Annotated in this window: 9 protein-coding genes; 3 read left to right on the top strand and 6 right to left on the bottom strand. The window is 72.3% G+C overall.

Annotation, left to right across the window (positions count from 1 at the left end):
- Positions 1-66 precede the first annotated feature (66 nt).
- Positions 67-492 (bottom strand): MerR family transcriptional regulator, encoded by a 426-nt coding sequence (locus tag H7H31_RS21160; protein WP_187118003.1) that lies wholly within the window; start codon positions 490-492, stop codon positions 67-69.
- A gap of 66 nt (positions 493-558) precedes the next feature.
- Here H7H31_RS21160 and H7H31_RS21155 point away from each other — a divergent pair, with 66 nt between their 5' ends.
- Positions 559-1,476, top strand: a complete 918-nt coding sequence (locus H7H31_RS21155; RefSeq protein WP_187060220.1) for an alpha/beta fold hydrolase — start codon at positions 559-561, stop codon at positions 1,474-1,476.
- 114 nt (positions 1,477-1,590) lie between these two features.
- Here the strand turns inward: H7H31_RS21155 and H7H31_RS21150 are convergent, their stop codons facing one another.
- The 3 genes from H7H31_RS21150 to H7H31_RS34190 form a co-directional block, all read right to left on the bottom strand.
- The gene (locus tag H7H31_RS21150) at positions 1,591-3,156 is read right to left on the bottom strand and encodes an ABC transporter substrate-binding protein (RefSeq protein WP_187060219.1); all 1,566 of its coding nucleotides are present in this window, start codon (positions 3,154-3,156) and stop codon (positions 1,591-1,593) included.
- 632 nt (positions 3,157-3,788) lie between these two features.
- Positions 3,789-5,408: a metallophosphoesterase gene (locus H7H31_RS21145; protein ID WP_187118002.1), complete on the bottom strand. Its 1,620-nt coding sequence runs from the start codon at positions 5,406-5,408 to the stop codon at positions 3,789-3,791.
- Between the two features lie 15 nt (positions 5,409-5,423).
- Entirely contained in the window at positions 5,424-5,675 is a 252-nt protein-coding gene (locus H7H31_RS34190; protein ID WP_232109995.1) for an SCO4848 family membrane protein, read from the bottom strand.
- Here H7H31_RS34190 and H7H31_RS21140 point away from each other — a divergent pair.
- A complete protein-coding gene (locus tag H7H31_RS21140; protein WP_232109994.1) occupies positions 5,614-7,122 on the top strand; it encodes a D-alanyl-D-alanine carboxypeptidase in 1,509 nt (502 codons plus the stop codon). The two genes, H7H31_RS34190 and H7H31_RS21140, sit on opposite strands and share 62 nt — an antisense overlap.
- 341 nt (positions 7,123-7,463) lie before the next feature.
- Positions 7,464-7,904 (top strand): nuclear transport factor 2 family protein, encoded by a 441-nt coding sequence (locus tag H7H31_RS21135; RefSeq protein WP_187060353.1) that lies wholly within the window; start codon positions 7,464-7,466, stop codon positions 7,902-7,904.
- Positions 7,905-8,432: 528 nt separating this feature from the next.
- Here the strand turns inward: H7H31_RS21135 and H7H31_RS21130 are convergent.
- On the bottom strand, positions 8,433-9,368 hold the full coding sequence (locus H7H31_RS21130; RefSeq protein ID WP_187060352.1) for a YihY/virulence factor BrkB family protein: 936 nt from the start codon (positions 9,366-9,368) through the stop codon (positions 8,433-8,435).
- Positions 9,369-9,561: 193 nt separating this feature from the next.
- Entirely contained in the window at positions 9,562-11,607 is a 2,046-nt protein-coding gene (locus tag H7H31_RS21125) for a HelD family protein (protein WP_232109993.1), read from the bottom strand.
- Positions 11,608-11,753: the final 146 nt, after the last annotated feature.

Genomic DNA, 11,753 nt, shown 5'->3' with positions numbered 1-11,753 from the left:
GGTGGCGCTGCTACGGGTGGGGGGCCGGGCGCGGGCCGGTGGGCCGGGCCCGGGGCGGGCGCCGGGTCAGCTCGCGATGCTGGAGGGGGTGGCGGAGGAGGGGCCCGGGCCCGGTGTCGGGTTCGGGGCGGGGGCCGGAGTGGGGAGGTCGGAGAGGGCCGCGTAGTCGGTAAGGGCGGCGCGGCGGCGCTGGAGCTCGGCTATGTCGTCGTCCAGCTTCGAGAGCTGGCCGTCCACGATGTCGGTGAAGTGCGCGCAGTCGCGTACGCCGGGGCCCGCGCTGTGCGTGCAGGGCAGCACCGTGCGGATCGCGTCCGTGTTCAGCCCCGTGGCCAGCAGTTCGCGGACCCGGCGCACCCGCTCCACGGCCTCCGGGGCGTAGCGGCGGTAGCCGTTGCTGTCCCGTTCGGAGCGGAGCAGGCCCTGCTCCTCGTAGTAGCGCAGCAGCCTCGTGCTGACGCCCGTGCGCCGTGCCAGCTCGCCGATCAGCATCCCGCCCGGCCGTCCTTCCGTTTCGACTTGACCTTCACACCGATGTCAAAGGGCAACCTACCGGCCATGGCACAGATTCCCGCGGCCAGCACCGCGCACCCGGCCCTGTCCCCCTCCTCGTCTCTCGCGTCCGCCACTGACGCGGCTGCTTCCGCCGCGCCCGGGCGTCCCGCCCCCGGCCCCGTTACCGCTCCCGCCCCGGCCGCGCCCGTCGGTCCGTTGGCCACCCGGGTCACCGGCTCGGGTCCCGGGGTACTGCTCGCGCACGGGGCCGGCGGCAGCATCGAGGGCAACTACGTGCCCATCCTGCCGACGCTGGCCGCGGGCCACACCGTCGTGGCGCCCGACTACCCGGGCTCCGGGGACACGCCGCGCGCCGGCGCGCCGCTGACCCTGGACGGGTTGGCCGACGCGCTGGTGGCGGAGGCGGTCGGGGCCGGCGTGGAGACGTTCACGCTGGTCGGCTACTCGCTCGGCACGGCGGTCGCCGTACGGGCCGCTACCCGGCACCCGGAGCGGGTGCGCGGCCTGGTGCTCACGGCGGGGCTGACCAGGGCCGACAACCGGCTGCGGACCACGCTCGCGCTCTGGCGCCGGCTGCTGGCCCTGAGCGACCGGCGGGCCTTCGCGGAACTGGTGGCGCTGACCGCGTTCGCCCCCGCGACGTACGAGGGCCTAGCGGCCGACGCACTGGACCCGTTGCTCGACGACATCGCCGCCTCCGTGCCGCCCGGCGCGCCGGACCAGGCGGCGTTGGTACTGGACGTGGACACCACGGCCGACCTGCCGCGCATCACCGTGCCCACGCTGGTCATCGCCACGACCGCGGACCTGCTGGTCTCCCCGGACCACTCGCGCCCGCTGGCCGAGAACATCGCGGGGGCCGAGTACGCCGAGCTGGCCACGGGGCACCTGCCCATGGTGGAGGCACCGGCGGAGTGGGCCGAGCTGATCACGGACTTCCTGACCCGGCACGGACTCTGAGCACGGGCTCTGAGCAGGCGCTCTGACCAGGCGCTCTGAGCGCTCCGCGCGGGAGCCGCTGGAAGTCCCCCACTGGCCGGGCCGCCCGTGGACGGGGCCGGCCCGGCGTGGTGGTCAGATGCGGTCCAGCTCCCACAGCCGCCACATGCCGGTGCCCTCGGAGAGGAACTGGGTGCCGGCGATCCCGTCCCTGCTGACCACGATGTCCTTGCCCTGCCACAGCGGCAGCACCGGCACGTCGTGGGCGATCAGCCGCTGGATCTCCCGGAAGTCCCACACCACGCGTTCCCGCTGCGGGGTTTTCTGGGTGTCGCGGATCAGGGCCCGCACCCGGTCGCTGCGATAGCCGTTGTGCAACGTGGACTGTTCCCCCACCAGCGGGCTGATGAAGGTGTCGGCGTCGAGGAAGTCCGGATACCAGATGATTCCGTACGCGTCGTAGTCGCCCTTGTTGAAGCCGCGCTGGAACTCGTCCCACTTGTACTGCTTGAACGAGACCTTGAATAGGCCCGTCCTCTCCAGTTGCGCCTTGATTTCCTCGCCTTCGGCCTTGCCCGCCGAGCCCGGCGCGTACGCCATGCGGAAGCTGACCGGGGTGGAAATGCCGGCCGCCTGGAGGAGTTGGCGGGCCTCGTCGGTGCTGGGCTTCGGGTAGGAGTCGTAGAAGGCGGTGTTGTGGCCGGTGACACCCTTCGGGATGAGCGAGTAGAGCGGGTCGACGGTGCGGCTGTGTGCCTTGCGGATGATCTCGCCCCGGTCGATGGCGGCGGCAATGGCCCGGCGCGCGGCGGGGTTCTTCAGCGCCGATCCCTCGCGCACGTTGAAGACCAGATTGCCGGTGGTGGCGCCCGGGTTTTCCATCACCTTCACGGCGGGGTCGGTCGCGGAAAGCGAACGCACGTAGGCGGCCGGCAACTGTCGCGCGGCGACGTCCACGTCCTTCTTCTTCCAAGCGTCCCGCAGGGCCTCGGAATCCGCGAAGTAGCGGACCGTGACGGGCTTTCCGGTGTCCTTTATGGCGCCCTGGTAATCGCCGTTGGGGCGCAGCTCGGCTATTTTCTCGGGCTCGTACTTCCTGAGCACGTACGGCCCGGACCCCGTCACGTCCTCGCTGGTGCTCAGCTTGTCGGGGCTGTACTTCTCCCGGTCCACGATGGAGCCGGCGCCGGTCGCGATCTTGTACGGGAACGTCGCGTCGGCCGTCCTGAGGTGGAAGATCACCTTGTCGTCGCCCTGGGTCTCCACCGACTTGAGGCTGGTCAGCAGCGACATCGGGCCGCGCGGGTCGTTGATGGCGACGATCCGGTCGAAGGAGAACTTCACGTCCTCCGCCGTGATGTCGCGCCCACCGGCGAAGCGCAGGCCGGGGCGCAGCTCGCAGATGTACGTACGCAGTTCCTCGCCGGCGAAGTCGCATCTCTTCGCCGCGTCCGGCACCGGCTTCGGGCTCTCGGTCCGGAAGGTCAGCAGCGACTGGAAGACGTTGCTGTACAGACCCCAGGAGCCCGCGTCGTACGCGCCCGCCGGGTCGAGCGTGGTCACCGGGTCGGCCGTGCCCACCGTGATCGGCTCGTCGTCGTCCGACGAGGACAGGACGTCACAGCCGCTCACGCCCCAACCGGTCACCACGGCACCCAGCGCCCACCCCAGAGCAAGACATCGCTTGCCGACCCATCGCATCCCGCGCCCCCTCCGGCACTTCACAACCCGGGGAGAAAATCGCAGGCGCATGCGACAAACCCGCAACCTGTTCCCCGCTCAACAATGCGCTTCACCCAATCACACGGCTGACGCATGCGCTAGCAACCTTCTTTTCCAGTCGGGGATTTGACCACTTTACGCATGCGTACGGTGCGGCTGCCACGCACCGGTAAGCGGCCCGACCCCGGAAAGGGTCTTTCCGCTCGCCTCTCGGCGTAGCGTTTCACGGAGATACCGGAAGAGGCGGGCAAAGGAGGCTCTTCGCCGTTCCGGGGAGAAAGAGGGGCCGATCCGCACCACAAAGAGGGCAAGTCGCTCGGCGGCGGCCAACAGATCTCCCGAACCGCCGCCATTTCCCTGCCGGCGGCGGCCCGATAAACGAAAGTCCTTGCGGTTGTGGTGCGATGCCGGTTTGCGAAGTGGACGCGGTGTGGGGCGATTGTGGCGCGGGCTGCCACGGTGCGGAGTGTGGGATACGGGCGTGTGGTACGGGTGCGGCAGCGCGGTACGTAAAAGGCCCAGACCAATGCGTCGAGGCGGGAGAGGAGCGGGAGAAAGGAAGGGAAGTAAGCCGTCCGATCGGGCGTGCGGCGAAATGCGGGGCGACCGCTTTAGGCGTGGAGCGAAGCGAGTTGGACGACCGTGATGTCCGGCGGCGCGCCCACGCGCACCGGCGGGCCCCACGCGCCCGCGCCGCGCGAGACGTAGAGCTGGGTGTCGCCGTACCGCTCAAGCCCCGCGACCGTGGGGTTGGCCAGCTCCGCGAGGTAGTTGCCGGGCCAGAGCTGCCCGCCGTGGGTGTGGCCGGAGAGCTGGAGGTCCACGCCGTGCCGCACGGCGTCGTGGATGACCACGGGCTGGTGCGCGAGCAGCACGGCCGCGCGGCCCCGGTCCCGGTCCCCGAGCGCCTGGCCGAAGTCGGGGCCCTTGCCCTCGTCCTCGCCCGCCACGTCGTTGACCCCGGCAAGGTCGAAGCCGGGCAGTTCGGTGCGCTCGTTCTCCAACGGGCGCAGGCCCAGCTCGCGCACGTGGTCCACCCACGCGTCGGCGCCGGAGAAGTACTCGTGGTTGCCCGTGACGAAGAACGACCCGTCCCGCGCCCGCAGGTGCCGCAACGGCTCGGCGGCGGGCCCGAGGTCGGCCACGCTGCCGTCCACCAGGTCGCCGACCACGGCCACCAGGTCCGGGTTGACCCGGTTGATCGTCTCCACCACGCGCTGGGTGTGCGCCCGGCCCAGGATCGGACCCAGGTGGATGTCGCTGACCACCGCGATCCGGTACCCGTGCGCCTGCCGGGACAGCTTGGCGAGCGGCACGGTGATCCGCTTGACGCGCGGGCCACGGAAGACGCTGTACGTGCCGTAGCCCACGGTCGCGGCGGCGACGGCCCCCGCCCCCGCGGCCACGGTCCGCGCGACGAACAGCCGCCGCGAGGTCTGGGCCACCGCCGGCGCCGGGGTGGCCTCGTCCGGGGTGGGGGTGTCCGGGGTGGCGGCGTTCGGGGTGGGGGTGTCCGGGGTGGCGCCGGCCGTCGTGGCGGACGCGGTGGCCGTGGCGGGGGCGGTGGGGGTGCTCGCGGTGGCCGTTTCCGGGGTGGTGGCGGTGGGCGGGCTGCCGGCGGTGCTCGGGGTGTCGGTGGTGGGCGAGGTGGCGTCCGGGCTGTCCGTGGCGTTCGGACGGTCGGTGGCGGTGCCGGTGCCGGATGAGGTGGATGTGGCGGCGGTGGTGGCGGTGGCACCGCTGGTGGCGGTCGCGGCGGGCGTCGGTGTGGGGCGTGCGGTGGTGGTGCCCGCGCGAGTGGTGGCGGTGACGGTCTCCGTGGCGGAGCCGGTCGCGGCGGGGGGACCAGCGGAGGTGGTGGTGGCCGAGGCGGTCGTGGCGGCGGAGGGCGGGGGCGGGGTGCGTCTCGCGCGCCGTTCGAGGGCCCGCAGGAGGAGCGGCCGGACCGCCTCACCGACGACCAGGGCGAGGGTCAGGTACAGCAGCGTCGCCAACCACAGGTAACCCGGCCAGGCCAGCACCCGCTGCACGGTGAACGGGGCGCCCGCGCGCCCGCTGACCAGAGCCCCGACGCTGAGCAACGGCAGGGCGATCACCGCCCAGGTGCCGACGCGCCGTGGCCAGCCGCCCGCCGTAGTGATATCGCGCACCATGCGGCGCCAGACGTACCAGTGCACGCCCCCCAGCAGTGCGACGATCAGCAGCGCGACCAGCGCGAAGACGGCGACCATCCCCCCATCCTTCCGTTACGTCGAGGCGCCTTCGCGCCGCAGGGCCCGCACGCCACGGAACCCGAGCACCCCGATCCCCGTCCCCAAGAGAAACGAGGTGATCGCGAGCGCGAGATGGACCCAGAAGTACGTGGTCGGGTCGCCGGACTCGTCGAAGGCGAGTCCGCTTGAGTCTTTCCAGAGGTTTTTTACAAAGGTGAACCAAATGCACCAGCTCCACGCCCCGAACGCGAGCAGGAACCAGGACACGGGGCGGCTGAGCTTCATGGCTTCCAGTATGCGGAACCGCTCCACGGAGCCGGCGGGAGGGTCGCGTTCTCCCGAGGCGCCGGTGACGCCCCGTACCGCTACCGATACGTTCACGTCCGTGTCGACGACCTTCCGTACTTCGCGTACCCCCCGCGCTCAGCGCACCGCCGAGGCCCCACCCCCGCCCCCGCGCTCCCGTGGGCGCGGGGGCTCCGCGGCGGTCGCCGCGCTGCTGGCCTCGTGCCTGCTCGCCACCGCGCACCCCGCGCTCGCCGATGACCGGCCGGGGAAGGACAAGCCGAAGGAGCCGAAGCCGCCGGCCGCGATGTCCACCGTGGGCGGCACCCAACTGGGCAAACCGGGCACCCAGGTGCGTCTCAAGGCGGGCGCGCCGCCGCTGCCGAAGGGGCTCACCGCGCGGTCGTGGATGGTCTCGGACGCCGAGTCGGGCGAGGTGCTGGCCGCGCACAACGCGCACTGGCGGCTGCCCCCGGCCAGCACGCTCAAGATGCTCTTCGCCGACACGCTGCTGCCGAAGTTCCGCAAGGACCAGACCCACAAGGTCGAGCTGTCCGACCTGGCGGGCATGGGCGAGGGCAGCAGTCTGGTCGGGGTCAAGGAGAAGTACACCTACTCCGTGCACGACCTGTGGCTCGGCGTCTTCCTCCGCTCGGGCAACGATGCCGTGCACGTGCTCTCCGCCATGAACGGCGGCAAGCCGCAGACCGTACGCGACATGCAGGCGCACGCCGACGAGCTGAACGCGCGCGACACGCACGTCGTCAGCCCGGACGGCTACGACGAGAAGGGGCAGGTCAGCAGCGCGTACGACCTGACCCTCTTCGCCCGCTCCGGGCTGCGCAAGGCGGACTTCCGCGAGTACGCGTCCACCGCGCGGGCCAAGTTCCCCGGTGAGGTGAAGAAGGACAAGAAGACGAAGAAGGCCAAGCGCGAGCACTTCGAGATCCAGAACACCAACCGGCTGCTCACCGGCGACACCGACCTGGACCCGTACCAGGGCATCGCCGGGGTCAAGAACGGCTCCACCACGCAGGCCGGCGCCACCTTCACCGGCGTCGCCGAACGCGGCGACCGGGTGTTGCTCGTCACCGTCATGAACCCCGCGAAGAACGAGCACAACGAGGTCTACCGGGAGACCGCCAAGCTCTTCGACTGGGGCTTCAAGGCGGCCGACGCCGTCGAACCGGTGGGCACGTTGGTCGCGCCGGGCCCCGACGGAGTGGCCGACGCCGAGGCCGCCGAGAAGGACGGGGTAGCGGGCGGCGGCAAGAACAGCCACCAGCAGGCCAACGCCGCCGTCCCGGCCGGCGACGGCGCGGGGGGCGGAGGCTGGACGGCCGCTGGTATCGCCGCCGGTTCGCTGGCCCTCCTCGCGGCAGCCGCCTACGCCGTACACCGCCGCTGGCCCCTCCCCGACATGGTCCGCCGCCGCTCCCGCCCCTGACGCCCACCCCGCGGGGGCCGCCCCTCCACGGCGGCCCCCGCACCTCGGCCCGCGTCCCCCACCGCCGCACGCTGCCTGCCTGCCCGCCGGTCGCCTGTCGCCTGTCGCCTGTCGCCTGTAAGCAGTCGGCTGCTTGATACGGACTGATACGGGTTGATACGGGGCGCCTGGCTGCCCGCTGTCGGCCCGGAGGTAGGCGACAACCGCGCGCCCGAGCCGAGCGATGCGTACTGCGCAATGGTGCCTACTGCGCAATGCGGAGGCGTCAGTCTTGCGTTCCCAGGAGGTGTTGTCGAAACATCGCCAGCCCCTTCGCCTGCGCTCGCCTAGGGTCGGCGGGCATGTCACAGCAGAGCCGCAGCATCGTCCAGAACGCTTGGAAGGCGTTCGCCAGCCACGACGCTGACCGCATCTCCGCGGTCTTCACCGAGGATGCCGAGTGGCTCGCGCCGCCAGGCAACGCAACTGCCATCGCGCTGGATGCCCCCAGCCACATGGTCGGCAGGAAGGCGATCGTGCGCTTCCTCGCTGAGGATTTCCCCCGCTTGTTCGCGCGTGACGTCACAGTCACCTTCCACGCGTTCCACGCCGACGGCGAGCGGGTGGTCGTGGAGGAGACCATGACGGCGACCCTGGCCAACGGCAACCACTACGCCAACGACTACTGCTTCGTTTTCGAGCTCCGGGACGAGCTGATCCACCGGGTGCGCGAATACATGGACACAGCCCGGGGGCACCGCATGGTCTTCGGAGAGGTTCCGTCGCCGTCATCCTCTGCCTGACCGCGATGCGGTCACACCCCGCCGAACAGCAGAACCAAATCGGTGACCGATGTCGGCTGCCCCAGCGCACGGTGAGTCGGCCGACCGCCGAATTCCCAGTGGCCACCGCCGGTAGCGCACCGAACTCATACTGCCCCGACGCACGATCTGTCCAGCTTCTGCCCCTCACGATCGGGCAGTCTGCGCACGCGGACAGGCTCCGCCACCGCGCCTCCAGCGGTCGAATGGACGTCACCGCACATCCAGCCGCCACGACCACCAACCCGGCGCACCTACGCGGTCACAGCACTAGCTGCTGCCGGGGCCCAGCCTTTCCCGGGCCTCCCGCTCGCGCTCCTGCCGCCCTGCCGGGGCGCCGGCCGCGCCGGCCGGGTCCGCTGAGGTCGCGGCCTCGCCGGCGTCCGTCTTGTTGCCGCGCGTCCGTACGGCATCCGTGGCGGCCGGCGTCGCTCGCGCGTGCGCCGCTTCTGCGGGCGCGGGCCCCGTGTGCGTGGGCCCGGCATAGGGCTCCTTCGTCAACCGGACCCGTCACTCCGCCCCGGGGTCCCTCTCGGTCGGCCCGGGCTCCGATTCCGTCGGCCCGGGCTGGTCGTCGGGGGGCGCGAGTATCTCGTGGGCCTTGGACGGGGTCGCCGTCCAACCCGCGCAGAACAGCGCGAGCTTGGCCGTGAAGTTGATCCACAGCAGCAGTGCGATGGGCGTGCCGAACGCCCCGTACATGCTCTTCGCCGCCACGCCCTGTATGTAGCCGCTCAGCAGCGACTTCAGCAGTTCGAAGCCGATCGCGCCGATGAGCGCGGCGACGATGACGGCGCGGCGGGGCGGGGTGACACCCGGCAGCCAGGTCAGGACGTAGCACAGCAACAGGAAGTCGGCGCCGACCGCGGCGGCGAACGCGGCCAGCCGCAGCAGCCAGCTCCCCACCCCGTCCTCGGGGATGTCCAGCTTCGATGCCGCCCAACCCACCGCGGTGACCGCGAACGTGGAGACGGCGAACGAGCCGAGGGCCACCCCACCGAGGCCCAGCAGAATGCCGCCGTCCTTGAGCTTGCGCGCCACCACGTTGTCGTGTTCGTCGTCCAGCTCCCACACGGCCCGCAGGCACTCGCGCAGCGAGCCGACCCAGCCGATGCCGGTGAACAGCAGCGCCGCACCCGCCAGGACCCCGACCGTGGCCGCGTTCTCCACCAGCCCGCTGAGGTCGAGCTGGCCCGAGATGCCCGGCACCTGGGCGGCCAGCCTCTCCTCCAGTTCGCGCATGCTGGCGTCGCTGAGTACCGCGGCACCGATCGCCGCCCCCACCGTGATCAGCGGAAACAGCGCGAGGAAGCTGATGAAGGTGATGGCGGCGGCCAGCCGCGTCCAGTGAACCCGCTCCAGGGTCTCGTACGTGCGCCACGCGTGCGTACGCATCAGCCGCGCCACGATCGGGCCGATCCACGGCAGTCGGGTCAACCAGTCCATGAGCCTTTTTCTACCCTTACCTGCATATTCATTCCTTTGCCGGTCAGCCCGTTATGCCTGGCTCATCTGGCTCGTCTGGTCCGCCCGTTCCTCCCGCCCCGTCTGGTCCGGCCTGCCCGGTGGTCGTCGGTCCTCCTCGGGGGCCGTCCGCGCGCCCCCTGTTTGGGCTGCGCTTTCCCCGTGGCCGCGGGCGCTATCCCCCTCCGGTCGACGGTTCGGCTCCGGGCTGGGCCCGCAGCGTGCCCAGGGCCGGCGGCAGCGGGCGGGAGTGCACGATGCGCAGCCCCGACACCGCCCGAGTGAGCACCACGTACAGCCGGTGCAGCCCGCGCGGTTCGGCCGCCACGATCGCCGCCGGCTCCACGGCGACCACCTGGTCGTACTCCAGGCCCTTGGCCAGGGACGCGGGCAGCACCGTCACCCGCCGCGCCGGGTCGGCCTCGTCTGGCTCGGCCGTGGCGATGCCCGCCTCCGCCAGGGCCCGGCGCACCTCGGGCACGGCGGCGTCGGCGGCTATCACCCCGATGGAACCGGCCGCGCGCCGCGCCGCGCGCACCGCCGCCACCGTGCCGGCCAGGGCGTCGGCCACGGGGTGGACGTGCAGCTCTCCCTCGCTTCGCAGCGAGCGGGCGGGCGGCACCCAGGTCTCCAGGTGCGGCAGCAGGGCGTTCGCCACGGCCACGATGGCGGCCGGCACCCGGAAACCGGTCGTGAGCGGGGCGACCGTCGCGTTCGGCTTGCCCAGGTGCGCGAGGTGCTCCGGCCAGCTCCGCGCCGCCCAGGGCGTGGTGCCCTGGGCCAGGTCGCCCAGCACGGTCAGGGAACCGAAGTCGCTGCGCCGGGCCAGCACCCTGCACTGCATGGGTGACAGGTCCTGCGCCTCGTCCACCACCACGTGGCCGAAGCTGCCCGGGCGCTCGATCAGGCCCGCCACCTCGTCGATGAGCACCAGGTCCGCCGCCGACCAACGGGCGCTCTTGGCCGAGCGGGGCGGCTTGGCCCAGCACAGCGCGGCCTGTTCGGCGGGCGAGAGCAGCCCGTCCGAAGCCGCTTGGATCGCGTCGGGGGCACTCAGCAGTTCGGCGACGACCTCCTCGGGCCGCGCCACGGGCCAGGCGGCGTCCAGGAACGCCTTGACGGCGCGGGAGCGGCTCATGCGCCGCACCCACTCCTGGGGCGGCGGGCCCGCGCGCCGCTCGACCTGGCGGCGGACGAGTTCCATGGTGCGCGAGAGCACCCAGTCGCGACCCGTGGCGTAGGGCGGCGCCTGCTCCCGGACCTGGGCGACGATCTCGGCGAGTTCGTCGGCGTCCACCCGCCAGCGGTAGGTGCCGTCCGGGATGGCCAGGGACTCGCTCGGTGGGCGCACGCGCCGGTACAGGGCGCGCGCGAGAACCTCGGCCATGCGGGGGTCGTGCTTGACGGCGGCGACGTCCGGGGTGTCCTCGCCACGCACCGGGAAGCGGTCGATGAGGTCGTCCGCGGTGCACTGGCGGACGTCGATCTCACCGAGCGCGGGCAGCACCTCGGCGATGTAGCGCAGGAAGGTGCGGTTGGGTCCGACGACCAACAGGCCGCCGCGCTGGATGCGTTGGGGGTAGGTGTAGAGCAGGTAGGCGGCGCGGTGCAGGCCGACGGCCGTCTTGCCCGTGCCGGGAGCGCCCTGTACGCACACCGATTCCGCCAACGCGCCCCGTACCAGGTCGTCTTGTTCGGGTTGGATGGTGGCGACGATGTCCCGCATCGGGCCCACCCGGGGGCGCTCGATCTCCGCGGCCACGATCCGGCTGCCGGCCCCGGCCGCCGCGGCCTCCTCGTCCCGGCCCGCCGCCGTGGTCGCCGCGCCGAGTCGCTCGTCCTCCAGGCTGGTGAGGTCGCCCGGCTCGCCCCGGCTGGCGGGGGCCCAGCCGAACCTGCGGCGTACCGCGACGCCCTGCGGGGCGCGCGGGGACGCCTGGTAGAAGACGCGGGAGACGGGTGCGCGCCAGTCGATCACCATGGGCGTCGCGGTGGCGTCGGCCGCGATGTGCCGGCGGCCGATGTAGTAGCGCTGGCCGCGGTGGTCTCCGGTGGTGGGGGCGGTGTCGAAGTCGAGGCGCCCGAAGAACAGCGGGGCCTCCGGCTCCTGTGCCAACTGCCGGGCGTAGCCGCGCAGGTAGCGGCCGAGCACCTCGGCGCTCGCGCCGTCGCCGGAGACGTCCTCCCCGAGCGACACCTGCCGCCGGGCCGACTCGACCATGCGGGCCAGCGTGGCCCGGCACGCGCCGACGTGCGCCCGCTCGGCGGCCAGCCCTGCGTCCGGTTCACCGCCGGCACCCCCGCCCGGGCCGCCGCCGGAACCGCCGCTCGGGCCATCACCCGGGCCGCCGCCGGAACTCCCGCCCG

The sequence above is a fragment of the Streptomyces buecherae genome (assembly GCF_014295035.1).
Lineage (GTDB): Bacteria > Actinomycetota > Actinomycetes > Streptomycetales > Streptomycetaceae > Streptomyces > Streptomyces youssoufiensis.
This window is presented reverse-complemented; position numbering and strand designations above follow the sequence as displayed.